Source organism: Corallococcus macrosporus DSM 14697, assembly GCF_002305895.1.
GTDB lineage: Bacteria > Myxococcota > Myxococcia > Myxococcales > Myxococcaceae > Myxococcus > Myxococcus macrosporus.
In genome coordinates this window covers 2,839,154-2,856,961 of record NZ_CP022203.1, presented here as the reverse complement: position 1 = coordinate 2,856,961, position 17,808 = coordinate 2,839,154, and the positions used below count along the sequence as shown (strand labels likewise).

At 69.7% G+C, this 17,808-nt stretch carries 21 protein-coding genes; 1 reads left to right on the top strand and 20 read right to left on the bottom strand.

The features are described 5' to 3' along the window. Nucleotides 1-50 precede the first annotated feature (50 nt). The gene (locus tag MYMAC_RS12165) at nucleotides 51-1,223 is read right to left on the bottom strand and encodes a DUF1521 domain-containing protein (protein WP_095958213.1); all 1,173 of its coding nucleotides are present in this window, start codon (nucleotides 1,221-1,223) and stop codon (nucleotides 51-53) included. Nucleotides 1,224-1,486: 263 nt separating this feature from the next. On the opposite strand from MYMAC_RS12165, the gene MYMAC_RS12160 reads away from it, so the two are divergent. Further along, a complete protein-coding gene (locus MYMAC_RS12160; protein WP_013939036.1) occupies nucleotides 1,487-1,711 on the top strand; it encodes a hypothetical protein in 225 nt (74 codons plus the stop codon). 211 nt (nucleotides 1,712-1,922) lie between these two features. On the opposite strand, the gene MYMAC_RS12155 is transcribed toward MYMAC_RS12160, so the two are convergent. From MYMAC_RS12155 to MYMAC_RS12065, 19 genes are all read right to left on the bottom strand, one after another. Then, on the bottom strand, nucleotides 1,923-2,297 hold the full coding sequence (locus MYMAC_RS12155) for a hypothetical protein (RefSeq protein ID WP_013939035.1): 375 nt from the start codon (nucleotides 2,295-2,297) through the stop codon (nucleotides 1,923-1,925). 99 nt (nucleotides 2,298-2,396) lie between these two features. After that, entirely contained in the window at nucleotides 2,397-2,978 is a 582-nt protein-coding gene (locus MYMAC_RS12150) for a hypothetical protein (protein WP_013939034.1), read from the bottom strand. 93 nt (nucleotides 2,979-3,071) lie between these two features. Beyond that, on the bottom strand, nucleotides 3,072-3,548 hold the full coding sequence (locus MYMAC_RS12145) for a SycD/LcrH family type III secretion system chaperone (RefSeq protein ID WP_013939033.1): 477 nt from the start codon (nucleotides 3,546-3,548) through the stop codon (nucleotides 3,072-3,074). Nucleotides 3,549-3,552: 4 nt separating this feature from the next. Then, complete coding sequence (locus tag MYMAC_RS12140; protein WP_013939032.1) at nucleotides 3,553-4,032, bottom strand: hypothetical protein; 480 nt, start codon at nucleotides 4,030-4,032, stop codon at nucleotides 3,553-3,555. A gap of 47 nt (nucleotides 4,033-4,079) precedes the next feature. After that, nucleotides 4,080-4,364 carry an EscU/YscU/HrcU family type III secretion system export apparatus switch protein gene (locus tag MYMAC_RS12135; protein WP_011552525.1) on the bottom strand — a complete coding sequence of 95 codons (285 nt, stop codon included), beginning with the start codon at nucleotides 4,362-4,364 and terminating at the stop codon, nucleotides 4,080-4,082. A gap of 43 nt (nucleotides 4,365-4,407) precedes the next feature. Then, complete coding sequence (gene sctU, locus MYMAC_RS12130) at nucleotides 4,408-5,487, bottom strand: type III secretion system export apparatus subunit SctU (RefSeq protein ID WP_013939031.1); 1,080 nt, start codon at nucleotides 5,485-5,487, stop codon at nucleotides 4,408-4,410. 22 nt (nucleotides 5,488-5,509) lie between these two features. Then, the gene (locus MYMAC_RS12125; protein ID WP_013939030.1) at nucleotides 5,510-6,328 is read right to left on the bottom strand and encodes a flagellar biosynthetic protein FliR; all 819 of its coding nucleotides are present in this window, start codon (nucleotides 6,326-6,328) and stop codon (nucleotides 5,510-5,512) included. Beyond that, the gene (gene fliQ, locus MYMAC_RS12120; protein ID WP_013939029.1) at nucleotides 6,325-6,588 is read right to left on the bottom strand and encodes a flagellar biosynthesis protein FliQ; all 264 of its coding nucleotides are present in this window, start codon (nucleotides 6,586-6,588) and stop codon (nucleotides 6,325-6,327) included. The genes MYMAC_RS12125 and fliQ overlap by 4 nt, the downstream gene beginning before the upstream one ends. A 12-nt stretch (nucleotides 6,589-6,600) precedes the next feature. Further along, on the bottom strand, nucleotides 6,601-7,425 hold the full coding sequence (sctR, locus tag MYMAC_RS12115) for a type III secretion system export apparatus subunit SctR (RefSeq protein WP_013939028.1): 825 nt from the start codon (nucleotides 7,423-7,425) through the stop codon (nucleotides 6,601-6,603). Between the two features lie 11 nt (nucleotides 7,426-7,436). Continuing rightward, complete coding sequence (locus tag MYMAC_RS12110) at nucleotides 7,437-8,183, bottom strand: flagellar biosynthetic protein FliO (RefSeq protein WP_170114730.1); 747 nt, start codon at nucleotides 8,181-8,183, stop codon at nucleotides 7,437-7,439. A 94-nt stretch (nucleotides 8,184-8,277) separates the two neighbouring features. Beyond that, nucleotides 8,278-9,684, bottom strand: coding sequence for a type III secretion system cytoplasmic ring protein SctQ (gene sctQ, locus MYMAC_RS12105; protein WP_013939026.1), 1,407 nt, complete (start codon nucleotides 9,682-9,684; stop codon nucleotides 8,278-8,280). Continuing rightward, nucleotides 9,681-10,595, bottom strand: a complete 915-nt coding sequence (locus MYMAC_RS12100) for a flagellar hook-length control protein FliK (RefSeq protein WP_095958211.1) — start codon at nucleotides 10,593-10,595, stop codon at nucleotides 9,681-9,683. Before MYMAC_RS12100 ends, sctQ begins: the two co-directional genes overlap by 4 nt. Nucleotides 10,596-10,628: 33 nt before the next feature. Beyond that, on the bottom strand, nucleotides 10,629-11,117 hold the full coding sequence (locus MYMAC_RS12095; RefSeq protein WP_013939024.1) for a flagellar assembly protein FliH: 489 nt from the start codon (nucleotides 11,115-11,117) through the stop codon (nucleotides 10,629-10,631). 51 nt (nucleotides 11,118-11,168) lie between these two features. Next, complete coding sequence (gene sctN / locus MYMAC_RS12090) at nucleotides 11,169-12,482, bottom strand: type III secretion system ATPase SctN (protein ID WP_013939023.1); 1,314 nt, start codon at nucleotides 12,480-12,482, stop codon at nucleotides 11,169-11,171. Nucleotides 12,483-12,506: 24 nt separating this feature from the next. Next, complete coding sequence (locus MYMAC_RS12085) at nucleotides 12,507-13,178, bottom strand: FliH/SctL family protein (protein ID WP_095958210.1); 672 nt, start codon at nucleotides 13,176-13,178, stop codon at nucleotides 12,507-12,509. A 24-nt stretch (nucleotides 13,179-13,202) separates the two neighbouring features. Next, on the bottom strand, nucleotides 13,203-15,527 hold the full coding sequence (locus MYMAC_RS12080) for a hypothetical protein (RefSeq protein WP_095958209.1): 2,325 nt from the start codon (nucleotides 15,525-15,527) through the stop codon (nucleotides 13,203-13,205). 71 nt (nucleotides 15,528-15,598) lie between these two features. Then, entirely contained in the window at nucleotides 15,599-16,417 is an 819-nt protein-coding gene (locus MYMAC_RS12075) for a type III secretion protein (RefSeq protein ID WP_095958208.1), read from the bottom strand. A gap of 112 nt (nucleotides 16,418-16,529) precedes the next feature. Next, nucleotides 16,530-16,946, bottom strand: coding sequence for a hypothetical protein (locus MYMAC_RS12070; protein WP_013939018.1), 417 nt, complete (start codon nucleotides 16,944-16,946; stop codon nucleotides 16,530-16,532). Between the two features lie 22 nt (nucleotides 16,947-16,968). Then, the gene (locus MYMAC_RS12065; protein ID WP_013939017.1) at nucleotides 16,969-17,805 is read right to left on the bottom strand and encodes a sigma-70 family RNA polymerase sigma factor; all 837 of its coding nucleotides are present in this window, start codon (nucleotides 17,803-17,805) and stop codon (nucleotides 16,969-16,971) included. Between the last annotated feature and the right edge of the window lie 3 nt (nucleotides 17,806-17,808).

Here is a 17,808-nt window from a genome sequence, read left to right as displayed (position 1 = left end):
GAGGAGGGCCAGGCGGTCCCCCACCTGGCCCGGTGGAGTGCGTCCAGCGCTTAGAACGACTGGGGACCGCGGAAGCGGACCATATCATTCAGCTTGGACAGCTTCTCCAGGGCTCCGAACATGTCGCTCAGCGCCTTGAAGGACTGGGTCAGCCCGGACCGGTGCTGGTTCTTGTCGTAGGACCCGAACAGGTCGTCCGTCTTGCTGAACGGGTTGAAGCCGTTCGCCTGGGTGTTCTTGAGCTGCTCGAACACCTTGCTGATGGAGTCGAACGCCTCGTTCAGCTTCTTCACATCGGGCTTGGCGCTGCTCATGTCCCAGGGCAGCGGCTTCACCTGGGGCAGGTTGGTGTTCATGTCCCAGTTCTGGGCCACCTCACCCGCCGCGGGGGCGTCCGCCGCCGCCGCGTAGTTGAAGGCCATGCCGCGGTTCTCGGTGATGATGGCCTCGCCGACCTTGTGCTTCTCGCCGCCGTTCTCGTGGCCGACAATCTCCTTGCCGTGGAACGACCAGTCGGCCGCGTTCTTGCCCATGTGGAACACGTCCGCGGACTGGTTCGAGTGGAACCGGACGACCTCGTCCATGCCGTTCTGGGTGACCTGGCCGACCTTGCCCTTGCCCTTGTCGATGTCCGTCACGCGCACGTGGCTGTCGCCGTAGACGATGTCGAGCTGGCCCGTCACCGTCATGCCCTTGTTGCCCCAGGGCACGGTGGTGCAGTTGATGCGGGTGCCGTCGCCCAGGACGAAGGACGTGTCGCGCTTGAAGTCGAACTTGCCGCCGTCGCTCTCGTCGACGTGCGGGTCACCCCACACGCGGGTGTTGTTGCCGTCCGGCCCCGTCACGCGCCACTCGAACTTGCCCAGCTGCTCGATGGTGTAGCCGCCCGGGGTGGTGATCTTCCCGCTGCTGTCGTCCACCTTCAGGGAGTTGGCCTCGCGCACCGCGTCAAGGGGGTTCGGACGCTCGGCCGGGAAGGCCGCGCTGGCGCTGGAGGCGCCGGCCTGCTTCGAGGGGGCGGCGGACTGGGACATCTGATCCAGCGCCTTGCCCGCCACGCCCACCGCCTGGCCCGCCAGGTCGACCGCCTTCTCCACCAGATTCAGCGTCGACTCGATGAGCTGCGCGTTGCGCGCGATCGTCGAGCTGTTGACGTTGCTACCCGGCCCCTGCGTCGTGGTGAGCTGCCGGTTACCGCCAACTCCGCCGATTCCGTTCGACATATTGGGTGCTCCCTAGGGAGGGGGAAATGTTCGATGCTGCTTCACCGAGATTTTCGGTGTTTCTCCCTGGGAGTTTCGCCTCGATGCGTCGCTTTTCTCAAATGGATGCACGGGTGGATCACGCGGGCGGGCGCCCCCTCTTGCCAGGGCGGGAAAAAGAATCAGAAAATCCCGAGGAAACTTCTGCCCCCCCTTCCCCCATAATCCTTTTGTAAGCAGCGCCGCCGCAAACCACCCGCTTCCCAAACTTCTGGAGAACGCAAATGACCACCGCCACCACCGCCGCCGCCGCCGCCACGAAGGCCCTCGGAGCCAGCCAGGGTCTCTCCGCCCTCGAGCAGAAGTCCCTCTCCGGTCTGACGGGTCCGGACCGTGACCGCGCCGAGGCCCAGCTCATGCTCCAGAAGCAGCAGGAGGCCACCGCCTTCGTCGCCAACCTCATGAAGAAGCTCAACGAGATCGCGATGTCCGTCATCGGCAAGATCTAATCCTGCCGCTGTCGCGTGACTCTCGGAGCCGGCTTCCCTCTCGGGATGCCGGCTCCTTGCTTTTGCGGGCTCGAGCCGGAAGCAACGAGGCCCAGGCCCCGCGGCCCGGAGGAGCGGGCGTCCCCCGCAAAGCAGAACCGCCGCCCCGGTCAGAGACCCGGGCGGCGGTTTCAGGGACAGGCGCGCGGAGGAACCGCTCGCGGTCGGGCTTCTAGCCCCACATGTCCTTGATGAGCTCCTTGCGGCGGCTCATCAGCTTCCCGAAGAAGTTGTCGTCCCGCATCTTCTGGAACATCGCGTTCGTCTCGTGCTTCTTCGTCGTCGACTCGGCTTCCTTCTTGATGTCGTCGGCGGAGGCGTTCGGGTTGCTCTGGATGAAGGCCTCCATGTCGCTCTGGACCTTCTGCTTCACCGTGTTGATCCGGCCCTCGCCAAGGTACTTCGTGCTGCCCTTGATCTCCGGGTCGTTCATCTGGTCCACGGCGGAGTTCAGCACGCCCTGCCAGGCCTGCGTCTGCTCCTGCGGGGTCGTCTGTCCAGACTTGCGCGCCGCGGCGGGCGCGTTGTTCCCAACTTTGGTGGTCATGGGGAAATCTCCTCGGAAGAAAAGAACGTCTCGAAGGAGTTATCGCCGGCGCCAGGCCCCAAGTTGCGTCCTCGTGGGCCCGGCGTCCTCGCGGCGGGACTAGCCCTTGAGCTTGCCCAGGCTGGGGTTCTTCATCCAGGCCTTGAAGGACTCCAGGTCCTTCTGCTCGGCCTTGACGTCCGGCGGCGACGCCGGGGGCGGCGGCACGTCGCCGGTCAGCGACGGGTGCTTCTTGCTGCTCGTCTCGAAGGCGTCCTTCGCGCCGCCCGGCCCGGCGGGGGCCTTGGGGGCGGCGGCCGGAGCGGCCGTGGCCGCCGGCGTGGAGGCCGCGGCCTCGTCCGCGGCGAAGCCACGGGCGTTCAGGTAGGCCTGCATCCACTCCACGGACTCCACGAGGATGGCCGGCATGTTGGCCAGCGCCGGCGTCTTCTGCGCCTCGTTCAGGTGGCGGCTGAAGGCGTCCTTCACGTCCTGGTAGAGCTGGAAGTTCAGGGACGCGCCGGGCTTGGTGTTGGCCATCAGCGCGGACATCTTCCGCATCACCTGCTGCAGCGTGCCGGAGGCGGACTTCGCCTGGTTCTCCAGCTCGGTGATGAGCTTCTCGCGCTTGCCGGTCAGCTCGGCGGGAGCCTCCGGGGGCATCTGGGCGGGGACGCGCGGATCGGGGTTCGGGTTCGACATGTCAACGACCTCCCTGACGACGAAGAATTGAGCGCCGGGCAGCCTACCAGACTCCCCGGAAGAACAGTCCATTCTGGACGTGAAATGCGGTGCTCAGCGGCGGCTCAGCGCGGTGATCATGGCCGCGGCCTTGCGCACCACGGGGTCGTCCCCCGGCTGCATCGCGGCCGCCCGGCGCAGATCCTCCAGGGCCTGGGGCTTCTGGCCCATGGCCAGCTTCACCTCCGCGCGGCCCACGTAGACGGACGGATCATGCGGCGTCAGCTTGGCCGCCACGTCGAAGGCCGCCAGCGCCCCCTGCCCGTTCCCCGCGGCCATCTCCACCACGCCCAGGGCCTTGGCGAAGTAGGCATCCGTCGGGTTCACCGCATACAGGCCCTGGAAGAGCGTGCGCGCCTCGCTCACCCGGCCCTGGTAGAAGAAGAAATAGGCCGTCTTGGCGATGGCGTAGAGCTCGTCGTCCGAATAGCCACGCACATCCCGCAGCGTGGCCTTGCCGTCCGCCCAGCGCTGCAGCAGCGCGTCCAGCCTCGCCTCGTCCTTCGGATCATCCGGGTCCAGGACCGCCATGGCGCTAGTAGCCCTCGTCCTTCTGCGCGTCCCACATGCGGCGGATGATCTCCTTCGTCTCCTCGTTGACCTGATCCACCAGGGACAGCATGGCGGACTCGCGGTGCAGCAGGGCCTTGAGCCGCTCCAGCCGCTCCGGCGCCGCCCTCACCTTGCCCAGGCCCCGCTCCAGCATCCGGCGCTGCGCCTCGTCGCCACGGCCGGCCACGCTGGACAGGTGGGGCCGGTCGCTGAAGCCCTCCAGGTCCGCGTCATGCCCGCCGGGGTGCGGCGGCAGCGGCAGGCGGAGCTCCTCCGAGGAGTGCGCCGGCCCGATGAAGTCCAGCAGCGCCGCGGACGCCAGCGCCGGGTTCTTCGGGTTGCCCGTCTTGCGGAGCTTCTTCCGGTCGACCTGGGACGGGTCGACGAGCCGCTCACGGACGCTGCGGGGACCACCCCAGGGCCACAGGGAGGTATTCGGAGGCGGATTGTTGATTCTGGCCATCGTGATACCGAACCTCACTCCAGATGGGTGGGGGACGTCCAGCCCCCCTAGCGCCTGGCGGCGGCGGCCGCCTGCTCGCGTTGCAGCTCGTAGACGAAGTTGAGGACCTCGGCCACGGCGTCATACAGCTCCTCGGGGACCTCCTGGCCCACCTCCACGCGGTAGAGCGCGTTGGCCAGGTTCACGTTCCGCATGAGCGGGATGTTGTGCTCGCGGGCAATCTCCCGAATCTTCTCCGCCTTGAGCCGCATGCCCTTGGCCACCACGCGCGGCGCGCCGTCCTTCTCCTTGTCGTACTTCAACGCGATGGCGATTTCGGCGTCGTCACTCATGGGAGGCCCCGCTGTCCCTGCATGATAGCCGCACCCGGGCCGCTCACGCGCGGCCCTCCGGGGCGGGCTGGCCGGACTTCAAGCCGTAGACGAAGTTGAGGACCTCGGCGACCGCGTCGTAGAGCTCCTCCGGGACTTCCTGCCCCACCTCCACCCGCAGCAGGGCGTGGGCCAGGGGCACGTTGCGCAGCGTGGGCACGTCCTGCTCGCGGGCAATGGCCTTGATGCGCTCGGCCTTGAAGTCGATGCCCCGGGCCAGCACGCGCGGCGCGCCGTCCTTCTCCCGGTCGTACTTGAGGGCCACCGCCACGTGGTCCGGGTTGGTGACGATGACGTCGGCCTCGCGCACGGCCTCCATCTGCGCCCCTTCCATGATCTCCTGGTGCATCTCCTTGCGCTTGGCCTTGTGGTGCGGGTCGCCCTCGCTCTGCTTGTACTCCTTCTTCACCTCCTCCTTCGTCATCATCATGTCCTTCATGAAGGACTTGCGCTGCCACCAGACGTCGAAGACGCCGAAGAGGACGAAGAGGAGCGCCACCCGCGTGGCCACGCGCGTCACCAGCTCCCCCATGATGGCCATGATGCCGCGCGTGTCCTGCCGCACCGTTTCGGCCACCAGGGGCATGGCGTCCCGCACCACGCCGTAGACGACGTAGGCGGTGACGGAGATTTTGACCAGGTTCTTCAGCAGCTCGACAATCGCCTTCTTGTTGAACAGGTTCTTCATGCCCTGGATGGGATTGAGCTTCTCCATCTTCGGCATGAGCGGGTCCATGGTGAAGAGCGTCCCCACCTGGAGGTACTCCATCAGCCCGCCGACGATGGCCCCGCCCGCCAGCACCGGCAGCGACACCAGCACCACCGCGCGCACGCCCAGGTAGAGCAGCTGACCGGTGGCCACGGACAGGTCCACCGGGTTCGTCAGGTGGTCGAAGGAGAACGTGAAGAGCGACATCAGCTCCGTCTCCATCATGTCCCAGCTCCCCTTGACGGCGCCCAGGCCCACCAGGAGCACGCCCACGCCGCTCAGGTCCTTGCTCTTCCAGACCTGGCCCTTCTTGCGTGAGTCATCCAGCTTCTTCTGGGATGGCTCTTCTGTTTTTTCTCCGCTCTCGTCCGACATGGTGCGTCCCGGAGGTAGCGGCTCAGGACAAGAGCCGCAGGGCCTGGTTGAGGGTCCGCAGCATGATGACCATCTCCCCCTGCATGCGGTCCATCAGGGCCCCGAGCACCAGGAAGACGAGGAGCACGCTCACCAGGGGCTTGACGGACATGGAGATGAAGAACACCTGGATTTGCGGCGCCACGCGGTTGATGGCGCCCAGCGCCACGTCCGTGAGGAAGGTCGCCAGCATGGCGGGAGCGGCCAGCGCCAGGCTCACCCGCAGCAGGTCCGCGAACACGCGAATCATCAGGTCGAAGAAGGGCCACGGCCCGTCGTGAAAGCGGGGGAAGCCGTCCAGCGGCACCGCCACCAGGCTGTCCGCCAGCGCCTGGATGACCAGGTGGTGCCCGTTCAACGTGAGGAACAGCACCACCGCGAGCTGCACCTTGAAGCTGGAGAACAGCGTCACCTGCTGCCCGAGCTGCGGCACGTACAACTGCGCGTTGTTGCTGCCGGACATGGTGTCCACCAGGTTGCCGGCCACGCGCGCCGCCTCGAACAGTGAGTTGACGACGAAGGCGATGGTGAACCCGATGAACACCTCCTTCGCCATCAGCGCGATGTACGGCATGGCGCTCATGGGGATGGACGTCACCGAGCCCGCGATGAGCGGATAGAGGACGATGGAGAGCGTCAACCCGATGCCCATCTTCAGCTCGGTGGGGACCACCTCACCGCCCAGGAAGGGGCTGAAGATGAGCACGGGCATCACCCGGCACATCACCAGCGCCACCGTGAAGATGACGGCCGAGACGTTGGCCCGGGTGCCCAACTCCGCGATGAGGTCCGCGACGTTCATTTGATGAGCGCGGGGAACCTGTCGAAGACGTGGAACGTGAAGCGCACCAGCTGGCTGCCAATCCAGGGGCCGGCCAACGCGAGGATGCCGAACACGGCGACGACCTTCGGCGCGAAGGTCAGCGTCTGCTCCTGGATCTGCGTGGTGGCCTGGAACAGGGAGATGATGAACCCCACCAACAGGCTCATCAGCACCGGCGGCGCCGACGCGACGAGCACCAGGAACAGGGCCTCCTGGGTGATGAACGTGAGCTGATTCATGGAGCCCTCTTCCTACAGGTAGCCGACGACCAGGCCCTTGGCGATGAGATACCAGCCGTCCACGAGCACGAACAGCAGCAGCTTGAACGGCATGGAGATGGTGGTGGGCGACAGCATGTGCATGCCGAGCGCCAGCAGGATGTTGGCCACCACCATGTCGATGACGATGAACGGCACGAACAGGAGGAAGCCTATCTGGAAGGCCTCCTTGAGCTCGGACACCACGAAGGCCGGGATGATGACCATGAAGTCATCGCTCTCCACGGCGTCGCGGTCCTCGCCCTGCCGCAGCTTCTTGGCGAGGTTGAAGAAGAGCGCCCGGTCCTTGGTGGTGACCTTCTTCATGAGCCACTCGCGCAGCGGCTCCTTGGACTTGTTGGCCGCGCCCAGCATGGAGCCCACCGTCTCCGAGGAGAAGACGCCCGGCCCCTTGGCCCAGATGTCCAGGCCGGCCGCGCGGTACATCTGCGTCCCCACCGGGGCCATGATGTAGACGGTGAGGATGACGGCCAGGCCGGTGATGACCTGGGTGGGCGGAATCTGCTGCGTGCCCAGCGCCGAGCGGACGATGGAGAGCACCACCGAAATCTTCACGAAGCTGGTCACCATCATCAGCGCGAAGGGCACCAGGCCCATGGCCGCCAGCGCCAGGATGAGGATGAGCGGGCGCGAGGCGAACGAGTCGCTGTTGACGGCCTCGTTGACCACCGAGTCGGGGATGGCGGCGCTCCCCCGCCTCTGCGCGAGCGCGGCGAGGGGATGAGCGGCGACCACGGCCGCGAACAGCCAGGGCGGGACGCGCGGGAGACGGGGACGGGCGGAGGCAGGGAGGTTCACGGGCACGGTCGTCAGGAGCCGGGGGGCTGGGAAGGCGAGCCACCGCTGCGGCGGGAGAGGAGCTTCTGGAGGAATGGGCTCAGTGGAACTGCGTTCGTCTGCGGGCGCTGCGCGCGGATGCGCTCCACCGCCTCCACATCCAGCTTCGACAACAGTTGCAGGCCGCCCTCGCCGCCGCCCAACAACAGGTATTCATCCGCGGCCTTCACCACGAAGAGGCTGCGGCGCTGGTCCAGTGGAAGGCGCTCCACCACGGACACCAGGGGCTGACGCCCCGCGGCCACGCCCTGCAGCCCCATCAGCCTGCGCAGGCCCACGTTCAACGTGAGGTAGATGGACGCCACCACCACGCCCAGCACGAGCAGCGTGCGCACCAGCGTCCAGCCCAGGCTCTCCGAGTCCTCCGCGTCCGCCTGGAGGTCCCCCGAAGCGCCGCGCTGGGACGCTCGCGCGGCCTCGCGCGCCGCCAGCTCCGCGTCCAGGGCCCGTTCCGCCGCCTCCAGCTCGGCCTCGGCCTGGGAGGGGGCCGGTGACGGCGCCGCGGGCTCGGCGTCGGTCTGGGAGGGGGCCGGTGACGGCGCCGCGGGCTCGGCCGCCGCGGCTTCCCCGGGCGAGGAACCGGCGGGCGGCGCCACGGTCTTCACCGGGGGTATGACTGGCGCGGAAGCGGACGGAGCCTGGGCCAGGGCGGCGGGCGGCGCGAACACCAGCGCGGCACCAAGCAACAGGCGCATGAGGGGGGGACGGAGGACTGCCATGGCTGGGCGCGAGGCTAGTGCATCGGCCGGAGGACCGCCACGGGCCCACGCCCGGACGGCCGCTCCTGCTCGCCTGCTCTGCGGTGCCTGGGGCTCAGCTCGCCAGGGTGATGATGCGCACGCCGAGCTGGCCTTCCAGTTCCACCAGCTCACCCCGGGCCACCACCTTGCCGTTGACGGACAGCTCCACCGGCTCGCCCGGCCCGCGGTTCAGCTCGATGACCTGACCGGTGCGCAGCCCCACCACCTGCTGCGCGGTGACGGGCACGCGCGCCAGCTCCACCGCAATCTGCAGGGGCACGTCTCCGAGCAGGTCGCTTCCGTCCGGCTTGCTCACATCGTCCAAGGCCGCCCCTTCCAGTTCCGGAGGTACGTCCAGCTCCGGGTTCGTGAAGTCCTCTTCTTCGTCCGCGGGCTCCGCGCTCGCCGCGTCCGCCGAGCCCGGGTGGCCCGGCTCTCCCTGGACGAAGTCGGTGATGCGCGCGCGGTAGCGGCCGTCCTCGCCGAGGAACACCTCCGCGTCCGCCCGCCCCGCCGTCCCCTTCCCCACCCGGAGCTGCGCGGTGCCCGGCTCACCCTTGTCCGGGCGCGCCGACAGCGCGTCCAACAGCAACACGTCCTTCACCCGCAGGCTCGCCAGGTCCTGGCCGGAGATCTCCGCCGAGCCAATCTCCGCGCGCAGCCAGCTCCGCACCGCCGACAGCCGGCTCGCGAAGGCCTCCAGGTCCGCCTTCCCCCGGGCCCGCCGCTGCGCGCTCTCCACCGCCGGCTCGGCCGCGTCCAGCACCGCCGCGGGCACAACCAGCCGCACCATGCCGCTGTGCGGCCCCAGCGTCGCGTGCAGGTGGACCGCCAGCATGGGGCCGTCATCGCCCAGCCGCGCGGAGACCTCGTCCACGCCCCGGGCCACGCCGTCCAGCCGGGGACGCGGCACCGCCGCTTGCAGGCCCGGCGCCAGCACCTTGAGGCCCTCGAGGACGACGTACGCCATCACGCCCTCCTCAATGTCCGTCAGCGGCCGCAGGCCCACCGTCTCACCCGCGCCGCCCAGCAGCAGGTCCACCGCCACGTGCGCCAGCGCCAGCTCCACCTCCAGCACCGCCCGGCCCTGCAACGCCCCGGGCGCGAGCACCGCCAGGAAGGTGGGGTCCCCCAGGAAGCGCCGCAGCTCCGCCATGGGCCGCACCTGGACGGACTCCACCGTCAGGCGCACCTCCGCGTCGAACAGCTCCTTGAGCCGCGCCGCCACGGCGGCCGCGGTGCCATCCGCCGGCGTCAGCCACCGCAGGCGCTCGGCGAGCAGCCCCTGCGCCCGGGAGACCTTCTCCAGGCTCCGGAACGCGAAGGGGCGCCAGCCGCCCTCCTGCCGGGCCGCGGGGGCCGGGGACGCGGGGGATTCCTGCGGCGGCTCTTCCTGGCGCGAAGGCCGGAGCTGGCGCAGGTCCACCAGCATCGTGCGCTCGTGGACGCCCGGTCCTTCGTCCTCGGATTCGAGACTCATGCCTTCGCCTCGAAGCGGACGTCTTCAAGCCGGAGCCCCCGGCCGCTGAGCGCGGAGCGCAGGCCCTCGCTCGCCCCTTCGAGCTGCTTGAGCACCTCGCGGTTGCTGCCGCTGAAGGTGGCCGAAATCTTCCCGTTCCGCGCGCTGACCTTGATGGACAGGCCGCTGAGCACGTCGCCGCGCAGGTCGATCTGGAACTCCGCGTTGCCGGCGGCGTTGGTGCCCACGCGGACGCGGTCCACGATCTTCTGCGCGATTTCGGTGGCCAGGGCGCGCAGGCGCTCCGAGCCCGCGGTGTCCTTGGGCTTGGCCACGGGCACCGGCGCCATCAGCGCGGGGTTGAAGCGGAAGCCGGGGCCCATGGCCTCCGCCCCGCCGTCCTTCTTGTCCTTGCCGCCGCCCCCGCTGCCCTTGCCGCCGCCCGCGTCGGCGTCCGCGCGGATGGCGGCGCCTCGCTCGGAGTTGACCTGGCCCAGGGAGGACTCCGCCTTGCCCAGGTCCTTCTCCCGGCTCTCGGTGGTCTTCTTCTCGTCGGCGCGCCGCGTCTCCCGGGCGTCCGACGCGCGCGAGCCGCCCCGCGCCTCCGAGGACTGGACCTGCGCCTGGCCCTGGGTCTGCGGCTGGGCCAGCTCCTTCAGGCCGGGCTGCGTCTCCTTCTGCACCCGCTCGCCGAACGTCTTGCCCTCCTGCGTGGCCCGCGCGAGGACGGCGCGCGCCAGCCCTCCCTGCTGCTGCGGCGGCGCGGGGGCCGGGCCCGGCGGCGGAGGCGGCTGCTGGGTCTGCTGCATCAGCCGTTGGAAGGCGGAGGCCCCCTCCTGGCGCTTCTTGGCCTGGCCCTCGGCGAGCTTCTTCTCCTGGAGGAGGCGCTCGGCCAGGCGCGCTGCTTCGCGATCGTCGTCGACTCGGCTCATGACGTCATTCCAGGGGGTTGGGGAGGGCGCAGGTTACTTGCGCTGACGCGCCAGGAACAAGGCGTTGCCAATCTCCTCCTGGTTCAGCTCCTCACGCTGTTGCCGCTCGTACTTCACCTGCTTCTGCCAGTTCTCGCGGTGCTTCTCGATGGCCTTCAGCTCCTTGGCCGCGTCCGCCATCTCCCGCCGCCGCTGCTCCACCAGGCGCTCGGCCACCTTGACGGCCTCCCGCTGGCGCTCCACCTCCAGCGCCACCTGCGCCTCCTCGTCCTTCAGGCGCTCCTCGAAGCGGTTCATCATGTTCATGCCGTTGATGCCGGCGCCCTTGAACATGACCTCCTTCAGGTAGGCGGCCACCTTCGCCTTCCGCTCGCGCTTGCGCAGCTCCAGCTCGTCGATGAGCCGCTGGAGCTCCGCCTTCTCCTTCTCCAGCGCCTTGATGGCGGAGGAAAAGGCCTGCTCCGCCTCTTCCTTGGCCCGGGCGCGCATGTCCTGCAGGGCCTGCAACCGGTACGGGGGCATGTTGGCCCCATCCTAACCCGGAATCCCCGCCGCGCACCCCTGGCGGGCACCTTACTCGTCGAACAGGGCGATGAGCTGGGACACCGTGTCCTCGAAGGCGGAGTTGGAGTGGGTGTCCTGCTTGAGGAAGTCGATGATGGCGTCGTACTTGTCGATGGCCTGATCCGTGCGGGGATCCGTCCCGTACTGGTAGGCCCCCAGGAGGATGAGGTCGCGCTGCTTCTCATACGTGGAGAGCAGTTCGCGCAGCCGTCCCGCCGCCTTCTTGTGGTCCTTGGAGACGATGCCGCTCATCACACGGCTGAGGCTGGCGAGCACGTCCATGGCCGGCCACTGGTTGCGCTCACCCAGGGCGCGGTTGAGGATGAAGTGGCCGTCGAGAATACCGCGGACCTCGTCGGCGATGGGCTCTTCCATGTCACCGCCGGCCACGAGGCAGGTGTAGATGGCGGTGCACTTGCCCTTCTCCGAGTTGCCCGTGCGCTCCAGGATGCGCGGCAGCATGGAGAACACGCTCGGCGGGTAGCCCTGACGGGCCGGGGGCTCGCCCACGGCGAGGCCAATCTCACGCTGGGCGCGCGCCAGACGCGTCACCGTGTCCAGCATGAAGAGCACGTTGCCGCCGCGCTCGCGGAAGTACTCGGCGATGGCGGTGGCCACATAGGCGGCGCGCAGGCGCACGAGGCTGGGCTGGTCGGAGGTGGCGCACACCAGCACGGAGCGCTTCATGCCCTCCTCGCCCATGGCGTCCTCGATGAACTCGCGCACTTCGCGGCCACGCTCGCCGATGAGCGCCACCACGCAGAGGTCCGCCTGGGTGTTCCGGGCAATCTGCCCCATCAGGGTGGACTTACCGACGCCGGAGCCGGCGAAGAGGCCCACGCGCTGGCCTTCGCCCACCGTGAGCAGGCCGTCGATGCAGCGCACCCCCAGGGGCAGCGGCCGCTCGATGCGCTGGCGCGTGAAGGGGTCCGGGCAGTCGCGGTCCACGGACCATTCGATGAGGCCCTCCTCCGGCAGGGGCTGGCCGTCCATGGGCTCGCCGATGCCGTTGAGCACGCGGCCCAGGAGCGCCTCGCCGCACTTGATGCTCAGCGGCCGGCCCGTGGGGATGACCTCGCTGTCCGGGCCGATGCCCTGCAGCTCGCCCAGGGGCATGAGCATCACCTCATCCCCCTGGAAGCCCACGACCTCCGCCTTCACCGCGCCGCGGTTGCGGCTCTTGATGAGCACCAGCTCGCCCACGCGGACGTTGGGCACGCTGGCCTTGATGATGAGGCCCGTCAGCTCCGTGACGCGGCCGCGCACGCGCACGACCTGGGCTTCCTTGATGAGGTCAAAGTACCGCGAGAGGTCAATGGCCATGGGCGGGTCCCTGGACGCTCCGGCCTAGGCCGGCCCTTCCTTGCGGGCGGTGTCCGGCAGCAGGACGTTCTGGAGCATCTCGAGCTGCGTGGGGAGCTGCGCGTCCACGGTGCCGAACTCCGTCTGGACGATGCAGCCCACGGGGGCCACCTCGGGGTCCTCCTTGATGGCCAAGTCCACCGCGCGGCCGATGAGCTCCATCAGGACGGGCTTCTTCGCGCGGAGCACGGCGGCCGTCTTCGGGTGGACCCGCAGGACCATGGAGCGGGCGCTGCGCAGGTTCTCGATGGCGGAGGCGCACAGCTCCACCATCAGCTCCGGGTCCTTCTCCAGGCTCCGGCCGATGATCTTCTCCGCCACCTTGAGCGACAGGGCGATGACGTCCTGCTCGTGGCCGCCCAGCACCTCCCCCGCCTGCATCTTCGCGCGGAGGATGATCTCGGTGGCCTGCGCCAGGCCCTCCTGACGGCCCTGCTCGCGCGTCTTGGCGAGGAGCTCTTCACGCTCGCGCTGCGCCTCCGCGAGGATGCGCTCCTTCTCGCGCTGGGCCTCCTCCAGGATGGCCGAGGCCCCCTGACGGGCCTCGAAGACCTCGGCGTTCATCACTCCCGCGCGGGGAGGCCGCAGCACGGGGCGCTCGGGCGCGTGCGCCGGCTCCGCCGTCCCATCACCTCGAATCACCTTGCCGATCGCCATGGGCCGCTCCTTGCGGGCCGGATGCTAGCGCGTTCCGCCCTTGGGTCCACGTCCCCCTGCACCAGGAGGCACCGGCCGGTCGGTCCCCGACGGAGAGCGGGGCCGGCGCTGGACGGACGTCCCCTCCCCCCGGGGCTTGGGCATGGGCGCCAGGGACGGCGAGGTGATGGCCCGGCCCACCAGCACCCGGGGAGGGCGCTCCGGCTCCTTCTGCGACTCGGAGGGCAGGGGCCGTCCGCCCCCCTGGGCACCGGACGAGCGGGAGCGGAACACCCGGGAGACCTCCGAGTCCTCCCGGTCCGGGTCCCCCGCCTTGAGCTTCATGCGAGCGGCCCGGGGCGGCTCCGCGTCCGGGCGCTGCTGCACCCGCGACGCGACCCGGGAACGCTCGTCCCCGGGACGCGCCTGGACCCGGGAGCCCCCGGCGACCCGGGAACGCTCGTCCGGGGCGCCCTGGACTCTGGAGCCTTCGGCCACGCGCGAGCGCTCGTCCGAAGCACCCGAATGTACACGCGAGCCTTCCGCCACCCGGGAGCGCTCGTCGGGGACGCTGGAATGAACGCGCGAGCCTTCCGCCACCCGGGAGCGCTCGTCTGGGACGCTGGAATGAACGCGCGAGCCTTCCGCCACGCGGGAGCGCTCCTCCGCGGAGCGCGCGTGCACCCGGGAGCCCTCGGCCACGCGCGAACGCTCGTCCGGGACGCCGGAGTGGACGCGCGAGCCCTCCGCGACGCGGGCGCGCTCGTCCGGAACGCTTGAGTGGACGCGCGAGCCCTCCGCCATGCGGGCGCGCTCGTCCGGGACGCTGGAATGAACGCGCGAGCCTTCCGCCACGCGGGCGCGCTCCTCCGCGGAGCGCGCGTGCACCCGGGAGCCCTCAGCCACGCGAGCGCGCTCACGCTCCGACAACGTATCGGGCTCCTGCGGCCGAGACCGGGCCCCCCGCTGCCCCAGCCGGGACGGAGGCGGGCCGATGCGCGCGCCCTCTGGATCCGCCCGAGGCGGCCGCGTGTCAGGGCCGTTGCCTTCACGGCGAGCGCCCGCGCCTCCGGCGTTCACCGGCTCACGACGTGCCAGCGCACGCTGGACCGCGGAGCCATCCTGCCGCTTCGCCGGCGTGGCCACGCGTGACGGCTCACGCGAGGACACCACCCCGGCGCTCCTCGCGGCGCGCTCCGCCATGAAGTCCCGACGGGCTGGCGCGCCCGCGCCCTGCCGCCCCACGCCCTGCCGCCCCGCGCCAGGGACCTGCCCACGGACCGGAGGCCGCGTCGGCACATCCCGGCCCGGCTCCGCTGCAGCCGGCGCCGCCTTGGCCGCGGGAGCCGCCGCGGCGGCGGCCTTCCGGGCACCAGGCGGCGGAGGCAGCACGGCGGACTGGCGCGGCGGCGGCGGTGTCGCCAGACGCACCGGCCGCTCGATGAGCCCCCGAGACGCCAGCCGCTCCAGGTCCATCACGATGTCGGTCCGGCCGCCGTCGCCCCGCGCGGTGGGCCGCACGCGCTCCTCGCGCACCCACTTCGCCAGCAGGCTGCCAAACTCTCCGCGGTACTTCTCCAGCATGCGCGCGGCGAACTCCGGCGACTGCGCCACGCACGCGCGCGCCAGCCGCTGGGCCCCCGCGCTGCGCAGCGTCACCGTGGGCCGCGTCAGCCCCTCGTGCGGCTCCAACTGGGCCTTCGCGTCCACTTCGGGAAGCTTGCGCGGGGCATTGGCCGCCACGGCCTTGGTGGCCAGCAGCTTCAGGTCCGGCGGAAGCTGCTCCAGCAGCGCCTCGCGCTCCGCGTCGGGGAGCCCCGCCAGGGCCGGCCCCAGCACGCGCGCGCCCAGCCGGTCACACATGGTGAGCAGCTCCCGCTGCTGGAGCTGGAGTACGTCCGCGAACTTGAAGCCCGCGGCCTGCTGCCCCGCGACCTCGCGCGCGAGCAGCTCCTCCAGCTTCCACCGGACGATGTCCAGGACCTGCGGACGCACCTCGCGGGTCAGCTTCACGCGCGAGGGCGGCAGGTGGGCCCGCACCGCCTCCGCCAGCGTGCCCGGCAGCGCGCGCAGCACCACCTCCACCAGCGCGCCCCGCTCGCGTTGCAGCAGCGCGGCCAGCCGCTCCGGCTCCGCGCTCCAGAGCTGACCGCGGCGGTCCTTCACCAGCCGCTTGATTTCCTGCACCAGCGCCGGAATGCGCTTCTCGCGCGGAATCTGCAGCAGCTCCTGCGCGCGATGGCGCAGGAGCGCCCCCTCCTCTTCAGGAAGGTGCTCCAAGGCCCCGAGGCTCTCCTGGCCGCAGAACGTCACGGCCGTGAGGAGCAGCATGCTCTGGCGCTTGTTGAGCGAGGTGAAGAACGAGTCCAAACGTCACCTCGCGGGCCCCACGGACGCCCGCTGGGAGAAGGAGGGAAGCCCCACCGTGAGGGGCCATGACGTCAGGCCTCGGGAGGACGGCCGCGGGCGCGGGCTCCCGAGCGCGGGGCCGGCGCCGTGCTGGTCCCTCCCCGCATGAAGGTCCACAGCGTCAGGCCCATCATCGCCAGCACCAGCACGAAGGCGCCCGCGAACATGACCTTGAACTGGCTGGCGCTGGCCGCCGTCATGCGCAGCCCCAGCACGTCCTGGAGGCGGCTCTCCGCGTCCGTCTCCGCGGACGGCGGCAGGGCCTGCGTCATCAGCACCGTCACCGCGCTGGCCTTCAGCTCCGGCACCGCGGTGGCCGCGAACTGCTGCACCACGGCGGTGTCGATGGGCGGCTTGCCACCCTCGCCCGGGCGGTACTTGATGAACACCGACGCGGACGGCATCGGCTTGTTCTCCGGCTGCGTGAGGTCGTTGTTCTCCGGAATCATCACGATGGCGCGCGCCTCCAGCACGCCGTCAATCTGATTCAGCGCGTTGGAGACCTCGCCGCCCATCGCCTTGAGGAGCATGGCGCGCTCCTCCGTCGCGGTGGGCACCATGCTGCCCTTGGCGAAGTGGGCCAGGCCCTTCTCCACCGGCCGCGGCAGCGAGTTGAGCTTGAGCAGCTCCGCGGCCTGCGCGGCGTCCGCCTTGGGCACGGTGATCATGAACCGCACCTCGTTGCCGCCCTCCTCCTTTTCCTTCTTGGCGGTGATGCCGTTCTTGCTGAGGAGGACGTAGATTTCGTTGGCGTCCGCCTCGCTCAGCGCGTGCTGGAGCTCGATGTGACAGCCCGTCAGGAAGAGGAGGGCAAGAAGCGGGGCGGCGAACGCGTGCGGTCGGCGAATCATGGGCGGGTCGGAGCTTACTAGGCCCCCGAAAAACGCGGAAGGGCGCCCCCTCCCGCTTGCCGAGGGAGGGACCGCCCTTCTGAGGACGCGCCGCCGGGGACCGGGGTTGGGACTACACCTGGGTCTTGACGACGTCCTTCAGGCCCGTGGTCGCCTTCTCCACGACCTTGCTCGTCAGGTCGAGCTGCTGCGTGTACTGGTACATGGAGGCCTGGAGCGACAGCAGCTCCGCGTTGGAGAACGCCTTGCCGCTGGAGGCCCGCTTGATGATGGAGTCCAGGTTGACCTGGCCCTTCTCCAGGTCACCGACGATCTGCTGCATCATGTCGCCGACCTTGGAGGACTTGGACGCCTCGGCCTTGGCCGTCACCGGCTCGGCGGCCTTCGTCGTCACCGACTCCTGGGCGCCGCGCACCTTGTTGAGGGCGGCCTTCTCCGTCTTGGTGACGGTCTCCACCTGACGCACCGCGTCCGTGCGCTGGGTGGCCTGCGCCGCCTGGGCCTTGTTCACCTGCTGGGTCGCGTCCACCTGACCGGCGCCCTGCGCCTTGTCAGCGAGAACTCCGTCGAACTTCGACGCGCCCTGCTTGTTCGTCTGCTGAGCGCCCTGATCCTGCAGCTTCTGCTGGGCGACCTGCGCCGCGGAGACTCCGGCCATCGGACCCGCCATGTGAGACCCTCCTTGCATCCATCGGAGGAGGAGGAAGCTCCTCCTCCTCGTTCAAGAGTTCCTTGAGCCGGTCGATTGCTCGCGCATGCAGCCGCGACGCCCAGCTCTTCGACTGTCCTATCTCCGCTCCCGCCTCTTCCAGCGTCCTTCCCTGGAAGTAGTACCCCATCAGGAGCTTGCGCTCCTTCTCCGGGAGCTTCTCGATCGCCGCCCGCACCCGCGTCTTCAGCTGCTCCTGCTCCAACCGGATGTCGACGGGGAGCGACTCGTCGGTGTAACCCGCCGTGTCCGCGCCTTCGATGCTGGTGGCGAAGACCATCGCCAACCCCGTCACCGCATCCGAGATGTCATTCACATCATCGTCGAATGAGCTGCCGCGGTTGCCTGCTCCGGCCTCACGATCCGAAAGATTTCCCAGATACGCCGCCGCCCGCTCTCCCACATAGGCGCTGCGGGCATCCGAACCCCGCAGCACGCCCATCTTCCGAAGCCCGTCGAAGATGGCGCCCTTGATGCGGTAGTGCGCGAAGGTGAGGAAGTTGGCCCCGACCTTCGGGTCGAACCGCTCGGCGGCCTCCAGCAGGCCTATCTGGCCGTAGGCCAGCAGCTCATCCAGCTCCAACTGGGCATTGAACTGCTTGCGCACGGTCGCGGCCAGCGACCGGACGTAGGGGCCGTACTTCTCGAGGATGACCTTCCTGTCGTCGCCCAGAGCCAAGCG